At 54.6% G+C, this 20,723-nt stretch carries 16 protein-coding genes, 1 tRNA gene and 1 pseudogene; 11 read left to right on the top strand and 7 right to left on the bottom strand.

All coding sequences use genetic code 11. The annotated features are described in order from the left end of the window. Positions 1-68: 68 nt before the first annotated feature. From SH467x_RS05785 to SH467x_RS05795, 3 genes are all read right to left on the bottom strand, one after another. Positions 69-1,760, bottom strand: a complete 1,692-nt coding sequence (locus SH467x_RS05785) for a CRTAC1 family protein (RefSeq protein WP_482370333.1) — start codon at positions 1,758-1,760, stop codon at positions 69-71. A gap of 74 nt (positions 1,761-1,834) precedes the next feature. Further along, positions 1,835-3,418, bottom strand: coding sequence for a CRTAC1 family protein (locus SH467x_RS05790; protein WP_482370334.1), 1,584 nt, complete (start codon positions 3,416-3,418; stop codon positions 1,835-1,837). Between the two features lie 82 nt (positions 3,419-3,500). Then, positions 3,501-4,952, bottom strand: a complete 1,452-nt coding sequence (locus SH467x_RS05795; RefSeq protein ID WP_482370335.1) for a tetratricopeptide repeat protein — start codon at positions 4,950-4,952, stop codon at positions 3,501-3,503. A gap of 196 nt (positions 4,953-5,148) precedes the next feature. Between SH467x_RS05795 and SH467x_RS05800 the strand changes: the two genes are divergently transcribed. The 3 genes from SH467x_RS05800 to SH467x_RS05810 all read left to right on the top strand — a co-directional run bounded on the left by SH467x_RS05800 (position 5,149) and on the right by SH467x_RS05810 (position 8,987). Further along, a complete protein-coding gene (locus SH467x_RS05800; RefSeq protein ID WP_482370336.1) occupies positions 5,149-6,525 on the top strand; it encodes a tetratricopeptide repeat protein in 1,377 nt (458 codons plus the stop codon). Then, entirely contained in the window at positions 6,518-8,320 is a 1,803-nt protein-coding gene (locus SH467x_RS05805) for a CRTAC1 family protein (RefSeq protein ID WP_482370337.1), read from the top strand. Before SH467x_RS05800 ends, SH467x_RS05805 begins: the two co-directional genes overlap by 8 nt. Before the next feature lie 121 nt (positions 8,321-8,441). Next, positions 8,442-8,987: a hypothetical protein gene (locus SH467x_RS05810; protein WP_482370338.1), complete on the top strand. Its 546-nt coding sequence runs from the start codon at positions 8,442-8,444 to the stop codon at positions 8,985-8,987. Between the two features lie 98 nt (positions 8,988-9,085). Here SH467x_RS05810 and SH467x_RS05815 read toward each other — a convergent pair whose 3' ends face one another. Further along, positions 9,086-10,249, bottom strand: coding sequence for an ATP-binding cassette domain-containing protein (locus SH467x_RS05815; RefSeq protein WP_482370339.1), 1,164 nt, complete (start codon positions 10,247-10,249; stop codon positions 9,086-9,088). Positions 10,250-10,450: 201 nt separating this feature from the next. Here SH467x_RS05815 and SH467x_RS05820 point away from each other — a divergent pair, with 201 nt between their 5' ends. After that, positions 10,451-11,701, top strand: a complete 1,251-nt coding sequence (locus tag SH467x_RS05820) for a hypothetical protein (protein ID WP_482370340.1) — start codon at positions 10,451-10,453, stop codon at positions 11,699-11,701. Between the two features lie 86 nt (positions 11,702-11,787). Here the strand turns inward: SH467x_RS05820 and SH467x_RS05825 are convergent, their stop codons facing one another. After that, entirely contained in the window at positions 11,788-13,350 is a 1,563-nt protein-coding gene (locus tag SH467x_RS05825) for a BBP7 family outer membrane beta-barrel protein (RefSeq protein WP_482370341.1), read from the bottom strand. A gap of 259 nt (positions 13,351-13,609) precedes the next feature. On the opposite strand from SH467x_RS05825, the gene SH467x_RS05830 reads away from it, so the two are divergent. Beyond that, positions 13,610-14,200, top strand: coding sequence for a hypothetical protein (locus tag SH467x_RS05830; RefSeq protein ID WP_482370342.1), 591 nt, complete (start codon positions 13,610-13,612; stop codon positions 14,198-14,200). 157 nt (positions 14,201-14,357) lie between these two features. After that, complete coding sequence (locus SH467x_RS05835) at positions 14,358-15,164, top strand: Spy/CpxP family protein refolding chaperone (RefSeq protein WP_482370343.1); 807 nt, start codon at positions 14,358-14,360, stop codon at positions 15,162-15,164. A 60-nt stretch (positions 15,165-15,224) separates the two neighbouring features. On the opposite strand, the gene SH467x_RS05840 is transcribed toward SH467x_RS05835, so the two are convergent. After that, positions 15,225-15,482, bottom strand: a complete 258-nt coding sequence (locus tag SH467x_RS05840; RefSeq protein ID WP_482370344.1) for a hypothetical protein — start codon at positions 15,480-15,482, stop codon at positions 15,225-15,227. A 47-nt stretch (positions 15,483-15,529) separates the two neighbouring features. Between SH467x_RS05840 and SH467x_RS05845 the strand changes: the two genes are divergently transcribed. Next, positions 15,530-16,378 (top strand): serine/threonine-protein kinase, encoded by an 849-nt coding sequence (locus SH467x_RS05845; protein WP_482370345.1) that lies wholly within the window; start codon positions 15,530-15,532, stop codon positions 16,376-16,378. Positions 16,379-16,542: 164 nt separating this feature from the next. After that, entirely contained in the window at positions 16,543-17,457 is a 915-nt protein-coding gene (locus SH467x_RS05850; protein WP_482370346.1) for an alpha/beta hydrolase, read from the top strand. Between the two features lie 38 nt (positions 17,458-17,495). On the opposite strand, the gene SH467x_RS05855 is transcribed toward SH467x_RS05850, so the two are convergent. Beyond that, a complete protein-coding gene (locus SH467x_RS05855) occupies positions 17,496-18,194 on the bottom strand; it encodes a methionine-R-sulfoxide reductase (protein ID WP_482370347.1) in 699 nt (232 codons plus the stop codon). A 158-nt stretch (positions 18,195-18,352) separates the two neighbouring features. Between SH467x_RS05855 and SH467x_RS05860 the strand changes: the two genes are divergently transcribed. From SH467x_RS05860 to nusB, 3 genes and pseudogenes are all read left to right on the top strand, one after another. Beyond that, positions 18,353-18,442 (top strand) — tRNA-Leu (locus tag SH467x_RS05860). Positions 18,443-18,780: 338 nt separating this feature from the next. Beyond that, the gene (locus SH467x_RS05865; protein ID WP_482370348.1) at positions 18,781-20,223 is read left to right on the top strand and encodes a phytoene desaturase family protein; all 1,443 of its coding nucleotides are present in this window, start codon (positions 18,781-18,783) and stop codon (positions 20,221-20,223) included. 57 nt (positions 20,224-20,280) lie between these two features. Next, positions 20,281-20,688, top strand: a pseudogene (gene nusB, locus SH467x_RS05870) (transcription antitermination factor NusB); the annotation flags it as partial. Positions 20,689-20,723 lie beyond the last annotated feature (35 nt).

Raw genomic sequence — 20,723 nt, forward strand, 5'->3', positions numbered from 1 at the left:
GCTAATTGCTAACCTCACCTCTCATTGCGGGCTGATGTACTTCGGTGCACCAGCCTGTTTTTTTGTGGCTACGGCTTTCGAGCGGTTCCCTGGAGTTCTACTGGGAGAGGTTCTCCCTCTACCAAAATCAATCTCCGACTCCCTGGTGCGATCGGAAACGTTTGTATCTTTCCCGTCGGCCACTGTACGCGAACCATCTTCGGTTCGGTGTTCCCCAATCCAAAGTGGATCCGATTGCCGTAGTGACTTTCGTAACCTCTCCCTGCATGGACGACGTGCTTGAGCCGTTTCGCGTCGGATCTCTCCAACTCGACCACCGTTCCTACGGCCATGCGATTGCTCGTCACCCCAACCAACTGAACTTGCAAGGATGGTGCATTGCTCGTCACCACTGTTCGGCCTAGCGAAGGAGGAGCGTTCGTGTTCAAGACAACCATGTCGACGTCGCCGTCGTTGTCCAGATCGTCGAACCCAGCAGACCGACTGCTCTCGATGATCTTCATGAAGTCACCCGCTGACTCGGATACGTTTTCAAATCGTCCGCGACCGTTGTTAGCGAGCAAAAAGTTCTGCACCTTCACATCGGTTCGATCATCGATGAATCGTAGGTTGCTTAAGAAATGGCCACAGGCGTAGAACAGATCGAGATCTCCATCGTGATCAAAATCGATAGGTCCCACCCCCCACTTCACATGCGGGAAAAGCTTCGGATCGATTTTCGCAATGTTTGTGGAATCTCCATAGAGACCGGGTCCTAGACATTCGAAGTAGACGGGCATCTCGTCTTGATAGGTCGTGGTAAGGAAATCGAGCAATCCATCGTGATTCATGTCCGCGTATTCAACGGCCATGTTTCCATTCGCTTTGCCATTTCGATCGAATCCGACGCCGGCCAAGATGGCTTCGTTGGTGAAGTTGCCCGCACCGTCGTTGATGAGCAACGCATTCGGCTTTTGGTCGTTTGCCACGAAAATATCCATGTCGCCATCGTCGTCGAAATCGGCAGATAGCACCCCCATGCCTGGCGAACGGATCGCCGAGATCCCCGATCGATCCGAGATGTCGGTAAAGTGGCCGTCCCCCTCGTTTCGGTAGAGGAAATGTTCGGCCGGCTCGTAGTCATTGGGTCCCACCGAAAACTCTTTGCCGTTGATTGTCCGGATCTTGTGCAGGTTCCAATCGAACTGAACATAGCTGGCGGAATAAAGATCGAGGTCGCCATCGAGATCGATATCCAGGAAGACACTACCTGCCCCAAATCGTTCTCCGGATACGAGACCCGATCCTTCGGTGCATTGGCGGAACGTTCCATCCCCTTCGTTTACATAGAAGACGTTCTCACCGAAGTTCGTGACGAAAAGATCCAAGTCACCGTCGTTATCGAAGTCTCCAACGGTTGCTCCCATCCCATACTGCGCATCTCCCACTCCTGCTTGTTCGGTGACATCTTGAAACCTCCAATCTCCTAAATTGCGATAGAGGCGGTTGGTGGCGTTCGGATTGGGGGGCGTCCCTGGCAGGGGCGAACCGTTGACCAAATAGATGTCGATCAGACCGTCGTTATCGTAATCGAATAGAGCGAGCGCACCGATCACGGTCTCCATGATGTAGTGCTTGTTGTTACTCCCATCGGTGTGAACGAAATCGATCCCGGCATCCTTTGGCTCGACCGTTTCGATCGTCGCTTGAAATGCTTGCTGGGCGATCGCATGGTGTTCGCCAAAGCCCCAACAGCTAAGGCCAGCTACGAGCAATCGCACGGCTCCTTTCCAACGCCTATTCAGATGGGTTGCGTGCCGCAGAACGGGAACATTCGGAGGAGGTAAGGTGGCGTTCATTTCGTGGGTTGAACCATGACGTGCAGGCGGTTAGTTTCAAGACCTGGATACTGAGTGACCCCATTATTCCAACGGATCTCCACCATTTCTACCTCGTTCCCTCTTCCCAATCCGAAATGGAGCCTGCTTCCGTAATGGCTCTGGTAGCTACGTCCGCTTCGCTTTTCTGCGAACTGCCACTTGCCATTCGCCTTCACTCGCACTTGCACGCCAAGAGCATCGCGGTTCATCGTTACCCCCACCAATTCCAATTGCAGCCAATTCCCCGCGTTGGATGTTTGATTCTCCAACAAACTGGCAGGCGCATCGCTATTGAGAATCGCCGCGTCGATGTCCCCATCGTTATCGAAATCGTCAAACGCCATACCGCGTGTACTTTCGACTTGCTCCATCCCGCTCCCGGCCGTCGCGGTCCCGTTTTGAAAGAACCCTCGGCCATCGTTCACCATGAGCGTGTTGCGGACTTTAAAATCGGTGAGTTGTTCGACTTTCTTCGCCCAAGCGAAGAGGTGGCCATTTCCCACCAACAAATCCCGGTCACCATCGTTATCGAAATCACATAACCCCACTCCCCAATTCACGTGGGGCAGCAGATCTTTCCCAACTCGGCTCCGAAGGGCGATATCCTCAAAACCCTGCCCGTCAATATTGCGGAATAGCAATGGGACTTGTGCCGAGTAATCGGTAATAAACAAATCCTCCCATCCGTCGTTATCCAAATCGGCGGCATCCACCCCCATGCTTCCAACAATCTCGCCAGAAGCCGCGTTGGCGACGCCGTAGACGAGCGCTTCCTCGGTAAAGACTCCATTGCCATCGTTGATGAAAAGCAAATTCGGTCGAGCATCGGAACAGACAAAGATGTCGCTATCCCCGTCTTGATCAAAGTCACCACAAATCGTTCCCATGCTTGGAGACCGAATCGCCGCTATTCCCCTTTGCTCGCTTTCGTCGACGAATGTGCCGTCTCCGCGATTGATCAGCAGGTGATCGGACCGATAGGGAAAGTCCCCAGGTCCCGGCGGATAGGGAAAGGAGCTCTTCGCCGCTATCTTGAATCGAGGAAGTGTAAATTCCACATAGTCCGCCAAATAGAGATCGCTCAGTCCGTCGAGATCTGCATCCAAAAAACAAACTCCTGCACCGAACGCGATCGAGACTTGATCGATGCCAGAGTGCGGCGATGCATCGACGAAGGTTCCGTCTCCCATATTTCTCCAAAGAGAGGCCGATCCGAAACTGGAGACCGCGATATCTTGAAATCCATCGTTGTCCATGTCGGCGATTGCAACGCCGAGTCCAAACGCGTGGGATCGTAATTGAGATTCGTCGGTCCGGCGAACGATGGCCCCGCTTGCTTCGTTGCGAAAGAGCCCGAAGGGTGCGGTGGCAGACCCATCGAGTTTGGCTCCGTTCAAGAAGAGCAGATCGATGCGACGATCGCCGTCGTAGTCGAAGCTTGCCAAGCCGCTTCCCATCATCGAAACCAAATAGCCTTCCTCGCCGGCCATGTCGTCATGCGTGAAATCTAATCCGCGAGCTAGCGAGGAATCGACAAAGGAAATCGCGGATTGACCCATGGTTTTGTCAACCAACAAAACGGCGACGCACAGTGCGAGCGCGGGCGCGAGCGTTTGGAGGAAGGATCGGTGCAGGAGGCGCCTAAGGGATTTGCTGAAAGCGTGGGTCATTGAGAAACAGTCCCTTGGCGGTGGTCAACGTTTTGATGGCAGCTTGATCTTTTTGTAGCCCACGGAGAACGGCAATCCAAAGGAGATAAGCGTCCGGTGACTTCATTTTGGCGGCAGCATCGGCCGCGTAGCGTTCTGCTTTAAGGCCATCTCCTACTTCGAAAGCGACCCGAGCCGATTGCAGGCTTAGGTAACCGGTGCGGTCGCGTTCCGCCCCTTGTTCCAGCGAGGAGAGAGCAAGCCGTATGTCCTGCTTGGCCAATGCGAGACTGGCGAGATTGTTGTAATGCGCTGTGTTGTCGGGTTCCAATACGACCAAGCGTTGGTAGATGGGAATCGCTTCGTCCAACCGTCCTGATTTGCGAAGCGTTTCGCCGAGACTTACCAGGATGCGGGTGTTCGCTGGACTCAATCCCAGTCCGAAGACTCGCCATTTTTCTGCTGCATTCGCATCGCCATGCGACTCGTAAACAGTCGCCAACAATCCATAGGTATGGCTCGCAAACTGGGCAAACGATTCTTTGTAGGTCTCGTCGTCGACTTTGGGAACGCTTTTGGATTGAGAATGCTGCTGTCGGACCGCGAGCCCTTCCTCCCGTTTTCCTTGCCGTATCAAGGCGGTGGATAATGCCATGACTAACGTATCGCTACGATCTCCGAGTTCCATGGCGAGGCGAGCATTCGATTCCGATGCAGCGAACTCACCCGCTTGGTTCTGCGCTTGCGCGAGCAAGGAAAGGAGTTTGGTGTCCTTGGAGAACCGCTCCATCCCTATTTTCAATAGGGGAATCGCCTCCTCGATCTCCCCTTGCTGCATCATCGCAGCCCCCAGCGTTTGGAAGAGCTTGGCATCGGCATCCGGTGCATCTTTTAGTTTCGAGAGTCGTTCGATCGCTTGCTCTTGTTTACCCGTCTTGGAAAGCAGGGCCGCGTACTCGACGGCAGTCTGGACGGACTGGGGCTGGATTTGAAGCGAACGTTCGAAGCACTCCGCGGCTTGCTCGGAGAGTTGGAGCTCCGCGTAGGTGATGCCTGCAATGCGATGCGCAAGAGCATCTTCTGTGAATTGGCTTCGAGCGGCCTCCAGTCTTTCCAGTAGATCCGATTGTTCCAGTTCGTTGTTGATCTTCCGTCCTTCTAGAGGGAGTACAACGCGGCGTTGGGGCTGAGAGCGGGAGCTATTTGCAAACTTCCGTTTGACTGCCTCCACAGAATCAATTTCCGACGCCGGCTTGCCCCCGGTGTTCGTTTCTTCGAGGGGAGTCAGGAGGAGAGCGATTAGGAGGACAATGGACGAAGCGACTGTGGCGGCGAGCAAAAGACCGAACCAACGCGGTGACCCTCCGTCGGGGCCTGCGATCGAAGATGCCGTTTTCTCTCGGCTGGAGGGTGCGAGAGGGCGTCGAGCACGGGATTTTGGCATGGCAGCTCGAGCGGACTGGGACAGCGAAAAGGATTATTGGGCTCCCAATGAAAAAGGAGCCAACAATGGAATGGAATTCGTCAACAATATACAGCATAATCTTCCGCAACACCCTCGTGTAGGTAGATAAACGTCCCTTGCACGATATCCCATCCCTCGCAATGGACAATACGTACCCAATCTCAAGGAGCAATCGGTGGCAACGAAATGGGTGGTCGTCCTTTTAATAATTCTGCTCGGGAATTCTGCCGCCATTGCGTGGCTCTTGCTCCATCCGGATGGGGTGACGAAGGTTCGTACTGCGTCCGAAACTCCCCTGCCTATCGAGTTGCCCACTCGTCCCGCAATGATCGGAGGAGATACCCTTTCACCCAATGCCGCATCGATCCAAAAGATTCGCGATACCTCGTTCAACTTGGTGGAGCGGGTAGCCCGCAATCACCTGCAAGATCCCGATGCTCGCTGTCTTCTCGGTAAGGTTCATTTGCGAGCAGGGAACCCTGCCGGCGCTGTGGAGATTTGGCAAGCTGTTCTCACGCGTTTCCCCGACCATGCTGAGCCTTGGGTCGATCTCGGCTTCTATGAGCAAATGCAGGGAAATCTCGATGCGGCCGAGAAGTACTTTTCCCAAGCAATGCTCCTGGCGCCCGATCGATTCGATGCATTGGAGGCTCTAGGCAAAGTTTATCTTGCCAAGGAGGATTGGAAGGGAGCCATGAACGCTTGGTTCGAGTGCCTTTCTCGAAACGACTCCCCTGCGATCCGGAATCAGATCGCGCTCGCTGCGATCATGGGAAAGGATCCTGAATTGGCCATTGCTCAATATTCAGAATCTCTCGTAACGGATCCTACCAATCGAGATGCCACGATAGGATTGGTGCAACTTTTTGCTAAGGCTGGCGATAAGGAGCGAGCGAAACGGTACGAGAGAAGGCTTTTGATACTCGATGAAGAGCGTAGGAAAGGTGAAGACGTCGGTCCTCGAGCTGATACCGACTTGGAGAAAGTGCAAGGCTTTGCCCGGTTTGCGTACGTCGAATCGATCCGGCTGCTTGAGCGACATGGTGATGACGAGAGCGCGTTATCCGCGAGAGAACAATTGGTGCAGCTCCTTCCCACAGACGCCTCGCTACTGGAGGGATTGCTTCAAGAATACGGCCGCCGCAATAGAATCGAACGGGGAAATGCGTTCTTGAAGCAGCTCACGGCAGCGAGACCGAATGATCCGAAGATTGAATTGGCCCATGCAAAGTGGAGTTTGCGGCAAAGGGCCTTCGCGGAAGCGGAGTCGAGCTTAGCAAAAGTCATCGCCATCCAAAGCGAGAATGCCGAAGCCTACGCGCTGCTAGCCCAAACCCAGATGCCGAAGAATCGGAATCCACAAAAAGGAGTCGAGCATGCGTTGAAAGCCTTGGAACTCGACAGCAGCTCCTTCCACACTTACTTGGTTGCCACCGCTTATTACAACATCGGAGACAAAGCGAAGACTCAGGAGTACCTCCAAAAGGCATTGGAGCTAGACCCAAACAACTTGGATGCCAGGAATGCGATGGAGAGGCTGGCCAATGAATAACCGGATCATCAAAATCGCAGCTGCAGTTTTGGGGTGTGTTCTGTTGGGATGCCATGCGGATTCCAACGATATCGATGCCCCATTGCCAGAGTCGGCCACGTCCAATACGAAGCCGCCTCCCAAGGAGTTGATTCCAACGCCCCCATCCACCCCATTCGCGATTCGTTGGACCGATTGGACGCAGCGATCGGGTATCGACTTTGTTCACACCTACAACGGATTTGGGGAACGATACATCATCGAGACGGTCGGAGGCGGCATGGCATCGCTCGACTACGATCTCGATGGACTGATCGATGTGTACTTTTTAAACGGTTCATCTATTCCACAACAGACTGATGATATCTCGCCCAACAAACTCTACCGAAACCTTGGCGACTTTCGCTTTCAAGATGTCACAAACGCTGCGCAGTGTGGAGTGGAGGAGTTCGGCATGGGCATTTGCGTAGCGGACTTCGATAACGACGGATTCTTTGATCTGTTTACCAACAACTACGGGGCCAATCGCTTTTTGCGAAACAATGGGGATGGAACGTTCACCGATATCGCCTCGAAGCTTGGGTTGACCCTCGAAGAGGACTTGGGTGCAGGTGTTTGCTTCTTCGATGCCAATCGGGACGGAGCGTTGGACTTGTACCTCGCCAACTATGTCGAGGCTCCCGTGTCGAAGAATATCAAGCGGACGACGGAAGGATTTCCCAGCTATCCTGGCCCGCTCGACTTTCGTGGAGGTCAAGACCGTTTCTTCTTGAGTCGTGGGGATGGAACCTTTGTGGACCACACGAAGGAGTCTGGCTTTGACGGTTTCTTCACGAAGTCGATGGGAGTTGTTTCCGCAGATCTGGATTGCGACGGAGATGAGGACCTGGTGGTCGTGAATGATGTCGATCGGAATCTTCTTTTTTTGAACGACGGGCACGGGCGATTCGAGGAATGCGGAGTAACCAACGGTATTGCGTTCGCGTACGACGGTAGGATGAATGGCAATATGGGTATCGATGTTGGCGATATCGACAACGACGGATTACCAGATCTCTATAGCACGACCTTTAGCAACGAGTACCCCGTCCTCTACCGGAACTTGGGAGGGGGAATGTTTGAAGACGCGTTGCTCGCCACCAATGCAGGCAAGGATCTCTTTCCCCATGCGAATTGGGGCATTGCGATCTTCGATATGGAGAACGATAGCGACAAAGACATCTTTGTGGCCAATGGTCACACCGATCCGATGGTCCAATCCTGGGCGTATACGACGGCTTGGAAAGTAAAAAACTCGGTCTTCGAGAATAACGGGACAGGGCGATTCCGAAGTCTGGGGGATGAAGTTGGGGATGGGCTCCAACCGGTCGAAAGCAGCCGCGGGATGGTCGCCGAAGACTTCGACAACGATGGGGATTTGGATGTTATCGTTCTCAACTCGAAATCCGGTGTCACCGTTCTCAAAAACGATTCGCAATCGGGGGCTTGGGTACAGCTAGCATTTCGTGGGACACGATCGCCGCGAGATGGTACGGGCGTGCGAGTGGAGTTTTCGCAAGGGGATCGAACGTTTGTGGATCAAGTCCTCAACAGCCGTTCGTACCAAAGCAGCTTTGGCAATCGGATTCATATCGGCCTTGGAGCGGAGTCGGCGATCGGAACTTTGCGAATTCATTGGCCCAGTGGTGTGACCGAGTCGATCGACGGCGTACGAGCGGGGGCAAGATTGCTGCTGGTCGAACCGAGTTCCAATCAAGGTGACCGGGAGAAAGCGCCCGCCGAATTGGAGTCGCTTCGGGAAGTCACCATGAATTGATCTTGCGCTAACCTCCTAGATTTGCTATTGCTCCTAAGTCGGTGATACGTCTGCTCTCGTGAAATTCTAGCCTCCAGCTTCCAACCCTGAAATTTTAACCCAGCGTTCGACTACGCTTGCTATGTCTCAGTCTCCTTGGATTAGCACCATCCGCAAAACCTTGTCCTGCGCGCGGAATCGCACGCAGGCCGTGGCATGTTTGTGCTTGGTGCTCTTTGGTGCAACGGGATGTCAGAAATGGCCAGGGAGCCAGCAGGCAAGTCAGTTCCAAATCGATCGAGAGCGACTGCTCGGTGAGTTTCGCGCTGAAAAGAAGCGTGCGGAGGATCTTGCGGCGAGAAATCGGATGCTGGAGCAACGACTGGCTGAATCCGAGAAAGCGATTGCGCGCCAGAATTTAGCCGAGGGTCGCCCATCCAATAGAAGCCGTGGTGGAACGGAGTTGCGTATCGGCGACGATCGAGGGCTGGCCAGGCGAAATGGCTCCTCCGGTTCTGCGTTATCGAGCGTCAACACATCGCGAGCCACAGCGAACCCATCTCGCATTCCAGATGGCCGAGGTCTTCCCGATGCGAGGGCTGGAGTGGAGGGGCAGTTCACATCGACCGGAACCGAATTCGGAGATCCGATGCCGGCCAAAGATCAGTGGCGGCCCCGGTCTCGGTAGTTGGACAGTCCTTCGTCCTATTTAAGTGGCCATTGTCTTTTCAGACGACACGGTGTCCCGCTACCAACACCCCGTTACCGACTCCCTGCCACCAACACTTAGCGGTCGAAGGCACCTGCGTATGCGTTACGGATCTCGTTGTCGTGCGATGCCGATTCGGCCATTGCGGATTGGAAGCTTGCTTTGCTAAGCGAACAGATATATGAGTCTTCGATCGCATACACGCTGGCATTGCGAGGGCGACCCGTCAGGAGAGCTGCTTCGCCAAAATGGTCGCCGGCATGAAGCGTTGCGACGTCGACCTCGGGGGTGCCGCGTCGCACGGTAACGGAACCTTGGCGAATCAAAAAGAATCGATCGCCAGGATCCATTTCTCGGATGATTCTCGTTCCCGCAGGGACCAACTCAATCGTCATTTCGTCGGCGATGCGAGTTAATGTTCGGGGCGTGACCCGTTCGAACACGCCGCACTTCGCCAGCATCTGCGTCAGGATCGCGGCCTCCTTCATCAGAGCATCGCTGCGAATGCGGCCATCGACCAACGTCACGATGCGATCGGCCACATCGAGAATTCGATTGTCGTGGGTGACCATAAGGATCGTTGTCTGCTGCTCGATCGCAAGCTTTTGCAGAAGCTCGACCACCATGCGGCCGCTTTGTTCATCGAGGGCCGCTGTCGGTTCATCGGCGAGAACCAGCTTGGGTTGATGAACTAAACCGCGGGCGATAGCGACTCGTTGTTTTTGTCCGCCGGATAGCTGCTTAGGTTTGTGATGGATTCGATTGCCCAGTCCCACGTTTTCTAGCATGTCTTTCGCCTTGGCATTCCAATCGCGGCTGTTTCCATTCTTTTGATGCAGTTCGAGCGACATGCGCACATTCTGTTGCGCCGTGAGGGACTCGAACAAATTATGAGCTTGGAAGATGAAGCCGATATCGCGTCGAAAATCTTGCAAGGCGGATGCCGATGCCCCTTGAAGAGCCCGCCCCAGTACTTCGAGACTTCCTGCTTGAACGGTACGCAGGGCGCCGATGAGGGTAAGGAGAGTTGTTTTGCCGGATCCGCTTGGACCGGTCATGATGATGATTTCACCCGGATAAACGGTCAGGTTGTTGTCGAAAAGAATCTGCTTGCGAAGCTCCCCTTCCCCGAAGTGATGCTGGAGATCGATTGCGCGAATCGAAGGCGTAGCACCTTGAGCAAGCCGGATGCGGGATTGCGGATCGAAGAGGGTTGCCCGCTGAACTTTACCTGGCTCCATATTGCGTCTCGATAATGGCCCTCTCGACCGGAGGTGGATACGAGTTTTTCATGCCTAATTTTCGATGGATCGCTACCTGCATCGGTTCAGAGTGTAACCTATGAAGTTAGGGATCGGCGTTTCGAGTCCGAAAATGTGACAAAGTCCGATCGATCGTTGCCATCCTCCTTCGTCGCTCAACCCACCGTCGCTCAGCGCTCCATGTTTAGCCTACGAAGCTTGCTGTCGGAATTTCAAAACGAGAGGCATGCGGGTCGAGTGGTTCGATCGTTCGCCTGGATGGCAATTGGCGCCGTATCGGGATGTTCTTCTCCTAACTGGATCGGTCCTGTTGCGGGGATCCCAATTTCAGAAACCGCTCCTGCTATGTTGGCGCTCGCAACTCTCGAACCGCAGGCGCGAACGAATACGACCGCGAATGCTGTTCCGGCCAAGGGAGAAATCCATGCTCAAGGGAAGCTCATGCCAGCCCGGGGAATCGCGAGAATAAGCGCTCTGCCAGGCGATCGCGTGGAGTCGGTCCTCGTCCGAGCCGGGCAGAAGGTCAAAGCCGACGACCCACTGGCTATCATGCAAAGCCAAAAGTTGCGAACGCTCGAATTGGAGGCTTTAGAGCTAAAAATCCGGGAGGCGAACGTAGCATTTCAAGCTCGATTGCGAGAATTGCAGATCGCTATTCAGTCCGCAGATGCCAAGGTGCAGGCTGCCAAACAATTCGAAACGCTCGCAGCCACACAAAAAAACCAATCGCTCCAGTCGCTCCGGCAAGTCGATGCGTTGGCTGAGCAAGTCGTACGGTTGAAGCGATTGCGAGAAGACCCGCTCACTCGCGCGGCCGTGGGAGCCATCGAGCTTGAGACCAAACAGCTGGAAGCTGAGAAGGCCCGACTTCAAGCCGAGCAGGCCGTTCAAGCCGCTGAGCACCAGATCGAGCAATCGAAGCTTCAAACAACGACGGCCACGGAGGCGTACCTCGCAGCCAAGGAAACTTGGGAAGAGACTCAAAAGAACTCTCCCACGCTTTCTCTCCAGAAACAGGCCGACGTCTTGCGGCTGCAATTGGCCGAGAGCACTCTGCGAGCCCCTTATGACGCCATCGTTCTGCAAGTGTTGACGGAACGAGGTGAAAGAATATCTACCTTGCCGGTGGTCGAAATCGCCGATGTCTCCAAGATGGTATGCATCGCGGAAGTCTACGAGGCCGATGTTCCACGCATTCAAGTTGGAGATGTCGCCAACATCCGGTCGTCGGCATTGACTTCCGAGCTCCGAGGAACCGTCGCCCGCATCGATCGCGTGGTCGGAGCCGCACAGCTTCGGTCACCCAACCCAATGGCTCGCTCGGATTTTCGAGCGATCGGCGTTTGGATCGAGATCGATCCTTCCCAAACCGAACAAGCTGCTGAGCGGATTCAATTGCAAGTCGACGTTACCATTCGCAGTAACCCGTAACGCATCACGCGATCCAGGAGAGCGATAAGCCCCCCTGGCAATTATCGCTCCCCCGAATCGCATGATGTGTGTTTTGAATGGTCTGGCTAGTATCGGTACTGGAGACCGTAGCTCAGACTATGCAGCGAGTAGTTCGATTCCACCAGGCTGAACCGAGGAGTTGCCGTTCCGGTAGGTGGATTTCCTAAGTTGGAAGCAAGCTGTGGATCAAGTTGATCCCCCACGCGTGCCGTCTTGGGTAGCGTGAGGAACGAGTAGCTGACGGTCGCTTCGAGACCTCGCGTAAAACGATAGCCTAGGCTCAACGCCACTTCCGGCGAGACGACAAACGTATTCGTTTCGTATAAACCTTCGTTCGTGTTTCGGGCGAGCAAGCCATTGGTCGAACTGCTCGTGCTGGGCGGGTTTCCTGGTACCGTGATCTGAGAAGCTCCCCGGATACTGACTTCGCGATCCACGTTTCCAAGTCCGAGTTTCGCCATCGCGCCGAGACTCCAGCATCCTTCGCGAAGATGGGTGTTGAATCCAAACGCAGCACCGTGGTAGCGGTTCGATGTAGCGAAATGGTCCTCGAGGATTGAGATGGTTCCGGTCGGCGCGGGTGTGTTCGTCAGCGCTGTTGAGGATGAGACCAATGAAAGGGATTCATCCAGTCGCATCATTTGATAACCTGCTAAGAATTCGAATCGACCCGCGTGATCTTGGTGGATGGTTTTTCGATAAAGCAAATCGCCACCGTACACATCGCTGGTGATGCTGGCTGCGATCGAACCGGACGTGCTTCCGGGGTATTGGATCGCAATGGTGGACTGAGCGTTGTCCGCGGTGCTAAAGAAGGGACGCATTACCACGGGCTCTCCGGTGCTCGCACTGTTGTACGATTCCGAGTTGCTGGAAGCATCGAACAACCGGATCATAAAACCGCGGGTACGGCATGGATCGAAGAACAGTCCGATTTCTCCGCGAACTCCTTGCGTGGAATCGTCGAGTACCTCTCGTCCCCCAAACAAGGGAATGGTGTCACTGCGGCCGATCAATCCATCGGTGGCGGGGTCATTGGCGGGGCGCCGAGTCGTCACGAGCGAGGGAAGGTTTTGCCCGTCTCCCCAAAACGTACCCGCTTCGACACGGAACTGAGAGAACCGGAGCATGGATCCCAAAACACCGAGAGGGTGGACGACTTGTCCCGGTCCGCACGAGTTGCAAGCTTCGGGCTCGAATCGGTAGGATTCGGGCTGGTAAAGAGTGGAGTGTTCGTCGAGGACAGGCTCTTCATGAACCATTTCAATGGGGTGAGCGGAATGCGATCCTCCGTGGGCTTGGCAGTTTTTGCAGGCAGCTTGTTCGACCCCGTTGGAGCGGGCTGTGGCCGGTTGATTGCTTGCCGTTGTGCGATGCGACGTCGTAGCTGGGCGGGCTGCGACCCGTACCGGTTCGGCCGGCCTGTCGAGAGTGACTCGTTCGGCGTTGGCTTTTCGGATCGTCGTCGAGTCAGTCGTTCGAGAAGGACGCGTTGCGTTGCGGCTTGACACCGAGGTCTTCGTCGAACCCGCGCGGTTGCTCTGTGCTTGAGCAATACTTGGGAATGCCAAGCCTGCAGCGATCAGTGCAACGAGTTGGAGTCGGCGGCGAACAGTGGCTGATGACATGCTTTCCTCAGCGGATGGGAGGGCGCGGATGATTTGTAATCGGGATTGACGTTAGCGATTGTGAGATCCGTAGGGTATGGATCGGATATTCCGGCTGAAGAGATTAAGTAATCCTGGTAGATTTTGCGGGCTGAAGGCCTCGGCACGACGTTGCGGCTTAGGCAAATTCTCCGGCTCTTGGCATTCAACGCGTTGCAGGGAGGCTCATTTCGCCGATAGCGAAAGGGAGAATAGGACGCTTGAAGAAAAGGGATTTTCCATGCGAGTACGAAAACCGGGGATCGCGTTGCTAGTGGTGTTGGCCTCGTCGTCGGCGTCTTATGCCGATTGGCCTTGGAAACACAAAGCGAGCGTGGATCGAGCTCGCAACAATGCTTGGCCACAGCCCTTTCGAGCCGCAGATGCTCAAGCGGTTGTCGCTCCCTTTGAAATCATGAAGGCCAATGGCTGGCGTGAAAACAACACACTGGGCAGTCTGCTTTTCTCGCAAGAAGACGAACTGAGCGAGGCAGGGAAACTCAAAATCCAGTGGGTTCTCGTCCACGCTCCGCAAAGCCAACGCGTGATCTATGTGAAATCGGGCTCGACGAAGGAATCGACCGACGCCCGTGTGGAAAGTGTGCAACTCGCCGTATCGGCGTTGATGCCCACAGGAGCTTTACCGCAGATCTTGGTGACGGAGATCGATCCACCCACCTCCTCGGGGGTTTACCAAAACCTGGTCCATCGCGCCCTCATTAGGACGACGCCAGCACCTCGGTTGAGCACTTATACCGGATTGAACACCCCATCGAAGCAAGTGGTGGCTCCGAACGCAGCCCAGGATGGGACTTCCAGCGGGTCCAAATAGCGCCCATGGACTTCGGATGTCACCGAAGGCAACCCCCAACCGAAAAATTTTTTTCGCAATATCGGAACGATTCCGGGCAGGCTGTGTTTAGCAAAGAAGGCCTTTAATTGTAGGTAGGCCTCTTGTCTGTCTTATTTTCCTCTCTGAGGTTGCGAAAATGCGATTCCGTAATTGGTTAAGTTTTTCTCTTTTGTTGGGTTGTTTGGTCGCAGTTCCTTGCTCGGTCGCTACCGCACAGCCACCGGGAGGTCAGCGTGGTCCGGGCGGCCCTGGGGGACGCGGCGGGTTCGGTATGGGAATGGGGGCTGGATTGGCTGGCGTTCTTGGAATGCCGACCGTTCAAGACCATTTGAAGCTGGACGACACGCAAAAGTCTGAGTTGCGTGAAGCTCAAGAGTCGATGCGCGAAGAGCAAAACAAACTCCGCGAAGAGATGCGAAACAGCGCACAGGGCGGAGACAACCAAGCGGGTGGCCGCGGTCGGGGCGGATTCGGTGGCATGTCGGAAGAAATGCGTACCAAGATGGCGGAGATGGCAGCCAAGGCCGACTCGAAGATCCAAGACATTCTCGATCCTACCCAGTTCGACCGCCTGCTCGGTATTTTCGCCCAACAAGACGCCGTTCGTGCCCTGAATCACAAGCTCATTGCAGAGCGGCTTGTGATCACGGAAGAACAAAAAGGAAAGATGAAGACCGTCGAAGAAGAATCGGGCGAGAAGCTTCGCGAAATGTTTACCGGCGGTGGCGGACGACCTGGTCCTGAGATGTTTGAAAAAATGCAGGCCGCTCGCAAGGAAACAGAAGAAAAGATCGTGGGCGTGTTGACCGCCGAGCAAAAGAAGAAGTTCGATGAGCTCAAAGGGGAAAAGTTTGAATTTCCACAGTTCGGCGGACCCGGGGGTCCTGGTGGTCCCGGCGGACGCGGTGGCCGAGGGGGAGATCGCGGTCCAGACCGAAATTAATCGGTCTTAAGGATAGATGAAAACGGACTCGAGCTCGCATCCCCTGCGAGCTCGAGTCATTTACGGAGTTGCAGTATCTCTCCAGATGTCTGCGATGTCCTTCACGAAGAACTTGAGTATTCCGGGGCGAATCCCAGGCCAAGCCGAAGAATCGATTCCATCCTTGCCGATAGATAGGGATAGGCAGAGGGAAGTCGCTGAGATTGCTTTCTGTTTTTCGATCGAGAATTGGCGCGATTGTCCGTTGTCAGAGCTAGAATGGAGAGAGTCTCCTCTCCACTTCCTCAACGACCGCATCGCGTTGTTCGCGTTGTTCATCCTCGTTGATCGTCATCACGGTAATGATTGCACTGAGTTTCAGCGCGATGCCAAAAACGCAAAGCGACAACGGCTCGCTACGTGCACGTCAACGACTGGGTAAATACCGGATTGAGCGTCGTATCGCGCAGGGTGGTTTTGCGCATGTCTACCAAGCGCTAGACACCATCGAAGGTGTTCGCGTTGCTCTCAAGATGCCGCATCAGTACAACGTGACAGCGAGTATGTTGGATACATTCCAACGGGAAGCTCGCTTGGTGGCCAAGCTGGATCACCCCAATATTCTGCCCTTGAAAGACGCCAGTTTCATCGACGGGCGATTTGTGATCGCGAGTAAGCTTGGGGAGAAGACGCTGAGCGATCGACTTCGCAATCGCGTTTCCTTTGCTACTGCGATCTGTCTTATCGATCAAATGATCGATGCCGTAGCATACGCCCATCGCAACAAGATTATCCATTGCGATATCAAACCCGATAACATGATTCTGCTGCCCGATGGTCGATTGCAATTGACCGATTTTGGCATTGCGAAGGTCGCGCAGCGAACGATTGTCAAGACGATGATCGCCTCCGGCTCGGGGACAGTCGGATATATGGCACCTGAGCAAGCCATGGGGAGGCCGAGCGCTCGGTCCGATGTATTCTCGCTCGGGTTGATCATGTATCGCATTCTAACCGGCCACCTTCCTGAGTGGCCCTTCGATTGGCCGCCGACGGGCTATACCACCCTGCGTCGAAAAGCTCACCCTGACTTGATTGCGGTGATTCGCCGTTCGTTGGAGATGCGACCTGCTCGCCGATACCGCGATGCGAACGATCTGTTGAGAGCGTTTCGAGTCGTTAAAGCTAGGTCGTTGAAATTCGCCGCACGAAAAACCGCGCGCGGCAGCCTCTGAGTTCAATCACTTCGGTCCGCAGTGACGCGCTGTCTTCGCCCCCGGACTGAGTCGAATCTCCTATCGCACCTTCTCGGTAACCGGTGTGATAAGATGGAGCTGGCCACGCCCTCGGGTTTGGTCTCTCTCCCTATCCCTCCATTTCGCATCTCTAGGATTGCTATATGAAACGCGCGCTGCTTGTTCGTCGTTATTCCCTCGCGGTTCCTTTGCTGGTCAGCTCTGGCCTATTCCTGTTAGGGAAGGTTCAAGGAGCGGAGCCAGTGGCATCGGAGAATACGCCTGCTGCGATCCCCTTGTGGGAGAAAGGTGCCCCCGGGTCCGAAGCAAGAGCCAAGGAGCTGGAACGTGCGGATATCGGACCAGGCAAGTGCAATGTGACCAACATCCACAATCCATCGATCGTCCCTTATCTGCCCGAGAAAGGAAAGGGAACAGGGACCGCAGTCCTCATTGCACCCGGAGGCGGACATCGAATGCTTTGCATGGGTCACGAAGGATACGCGCTGGGGGAGTGGTTCGCTTCACAAGGCATTGCCGCGTTTGTCTTGAAGTATCGATTAGCGCGCGAAGAAGGCTCTACCTACACGATCGATGATCACGCGATGGCGGACACACGGCGCGCCTTGCAAATGATCCGCGCCAAAGCGAAAGAGTGGGAACTTCGGACCGATCGCATCGGTGTGCTCGGGTTTTCGGCGGGAGGGGAATTGGCCGCTCTATCAGCCATGCAACCTGTCGAGGGAGCCCCCGCATCGGCCGACCCAATCGAACGTGCTTCGAGTCGTCCCGACTTCCAAGCACTCATCTATCCAGGCAGCTCCAAGCGATTCACTGTCGAAAAGGAAATGCCTCCGGTCTTTATCGCGTTGGGCTATAAAGACCGAGATGACATCGCGATCGGAATGGCTGAGGTCTATTTGAAATACAAAAAGCTCGGCGTTCCCGCCGAGCTTCATATTTATTCGAATGCAGGCCATGGTTTCGGCTATCGCCCTGAGTCCAAAGGTGCGTCTGGGGCTTGGCCTGTCCGCTTCGTCGAATGGCTGACCGATAGCGGACTCCTGACTCAATCGTAAATTGCAATCAAGGCTACTCTGCGGAACTCAATCTAGGATCAATCGATAGCGGGCTTGGTCTTCTCGCCACCCGCCTTGGATGCTTCCGCAGGTACTGTCTCGTCGGCAGGTTTGTCGTTCGACCCACCCGCCCCGGATGCACCCTCTTCGTCCGGATTTGCCGTAATCACCTTGGGCAATTCCTTACCTTTGGGGATAAACAGCATCGACACACTGTTGACACAGTGGCGCGTGTTCTTCGCCGTCATTCGCTCCCCTTCAAAAACGTGACCCAGGTGGCCGCCGCAGTTCTTGCAAAGGATTTCGACTCGATAGCCATCCACGTCCATCACGCGTTTGACCGAGCCTTTGATTTCGTCGTCGAAGCTGGGCCAACCGCAACCACTGTGAAACTTGTCTTTCGAATTGTAAAGAGGTGCATTGCAGCGTCGGCAGACGTAGGTCCCCTCCGCTTTGTAATCGGTGTATTTACCGGTGAATGCCCGCTCAGTCCCTTTGTAAAGAAGGACGCGCTCTTCTTCAGGAGAGAGTCGATTGAACATAGGGAGTCCTGTCTTTTTGTTGATCTTCCCGGTTGACTTCTTACTGGTTTTCTCGTCCGAGGCTTTTTCGCCTTTCCCGCCGTCTTTCGTCGCAACGGGGTCGTTGAGGTCCTGTTTTGGGGGATCTGCAGCAATCATCCAACTGCAGCCTGCTGTTACAAACAAACCGAGGGCCAGCCATCGCATCTTAAGCATCCTCGACCTCCTACTGGGATTAAGGGCTCTTTGAAAGGAACTTCGTCTGACTCTAGTATAGGCGCGTGTCGAGCCATTTCCAATGTCGAAGCGGCTTGACCAAACCCTTCTTCCCGGCTAATCTCCTAACAAATCGGGGCTTGCCTGCCCGATTTCTTGCGGATGTGGCGGAATTGGCAGACGCGCTAGACTCAGGATCTAGTGGCCTAATACATACGGCCGTGGAGGTTCGATTCCTCTCATCCGCACTGCACAGCACTGCGTACGATGGGGGTGCTATTCGCTGGCCACTGCATTCTAAAGTGACATTGCGTGCTCAGGGGCCGTTGCCTCCACACTACTATATTGCCCGTCTGGAATCTTGCCCGTCTGGAATATTTCCCCTCTAAAACGGGTCGTGCTCGAAGGCAGACCGGGTGTGCGAATGATCCCGGGTAAGCTTCCTTGTGGATCGGTGGGACTCGGTCGCCGGCGTGTTCTACGATAGTTCTGCACGAATGCGGCTTGCTGGTTCGTCCGCCCATTGAAACAATGACCGGTTTCCCAGTTTCTCGCGACCTTTCACGCGTTTGCCGTTGAAGCCTCTATGCCAAAAGATTTCCTTGCTGGTGTTTTGCCCGAGTACGATGTCGTTGTGATCGGGAGCGGTTTAGCAGGCATGACTGCAGCCAATGTCTTGGGCCGGGCCGGGCATCGGGTTCTTTTGCTGGAACAGCACTACAAGCTTGGCGGTTTGGCAACTTGGTTCAAACGTCCAGGGAGTCATACATTTGACATCTCTCTTCACGGCTTTCCCTATGGAATGATCAAAAGCTGTCGTCGCTACTGGAGTGAAGAGATCGCGAGCAAGATCGTTCAGTTAAAGAATATTCGTTTCGATAACCCTATGTTCTCGCTCACGACTACCTTCAACCGCGAGGACTTCACCCGACTCCTGGTTGACCGATTCGGTATCGAAGAGCATGTCGTGACACAGTTTTTCGACACCGCGCGAGGGATGAACTTCTATGACGACCAACGGATGACGACTCGCGAGCTGTTCGAGAAATTCTTTCCTGGAAGGGAGGATGTCGTTCGTCTGTTGATGGAGCCGATCACGTACGCCAACGGATCGACCTTGGAAGACCCTGCGATCACCTATGGAATCGTCTTCTCAAACTTCATGGCGAAAGGGGTCTTCATTTACGAAGGGGGGACGGACGATCTCGTCTCGAAAATGCAAGCGGAACTGACAAAAAATGGAGTCGACACGCGAATACGCTGCGAAGTCTCCAATATTCAGGTCGGCCCGGAGGGCGTCCGAGGCGTGGTGGTGAACGGTCGCGAGATCAAGTGCCGGGCTGTCGTGAGCAACTCCAATTTGCGGTCGACGATTTTCAATATGGTAGGTGAGGACAAATTCGATCCACAGTTTGTTGAAGAAGCAAAAGCTGTGCGACTTAACAACAGCAGTACGCAAGTCTACATGGCGTTGAAGCCGGGCTGTTCGGTGGACGAATCGACAGGGGATTTGCTTTTCTGCTCCACCGCGAACCTCTTCCGAACCGATTTGCTATTGGATAGGAATATCACGTCTCGAACGTTCAGCTTTTACTACCCGAGAACTCGACCGCATGCGAAGGAGCGGTATGCGATCGTCAGCAGCACCAACGCCAACTGGAGCGACTGGGCGAATCTCAGCGACGCCGAGTACGAAGCCAGCAAAGCCGACTTGATCGAGTCCACCCTCCGTTCGCTGGAGAAGTATGTCCCGGGTTGCCGCGATATGATCGAACACGTCGAAGCTGCGACGCCTAGGACATTCCATCATTACACGAAGCACCAACTCGGGGCGAGCTTCGGTACCAAGTTCGAGGGGCTTGCCGTCTCTCGCGGTCTACCACAACAAATTCGAGGTCTTTATCACGCGGGAAGCGTTGGCATTATCATGTCGGGCTGGCTCGGTGCGATCAATTACGGAGTCATCGTTTCGAATGAAGTCGATCAAATGTTGACCAAATCCAGCTTGACGATCTCCCCCTCCCATTGAATGATGTAGGGACTGCGAAAAATCCCTCCCTGACTCCGATCTTTCCCAATTCCAAACATGACAACACGTCGACGTGCCCGTGAGGTTGCCCTTCAAGTTCTCTACGAAGAAGACATCAATCCCCTTCGCGAGTTCAGTGTTGCAGATCAGTTTGTTCAAAAACGCCTGTTGCAGAATAAGCCTTTGGTGACGTTTGCTCTCGAGCTTCTCTACGGAGTGCGGGATCATCGCACTGATATCGATCAAGTTCTTTCGAAGCACGCGGCCAATTGGTCCTTGAAGCGGATGACGACGATCGACCGGAACATTCTTCGAATCTCGGCTTATGAGATCCTCTTCGGAGATGTTCCCGGCCGGGTTTCGATCAACGAGGCTATTGAGCTTGCGAAACGATATGGCAGCCGCAATTCTGGGCAATTCGTCAACGGGATCTTAGACCGAATCCTCAAAGAGCATCAGAAGCCCGCTGAGCCAACCGCTGCGTCGTCTGTTGAGCCACC

Origin of the sequence: Brakhagea slesvicensis (genome assembly GCF_052161625.1) — a bacterium.
Taxonomy (GTDB): Bacteria; Planctomycetota; Planctomycetia; order Pirellulales; family Pirellulaceae; genus JBKCUI01.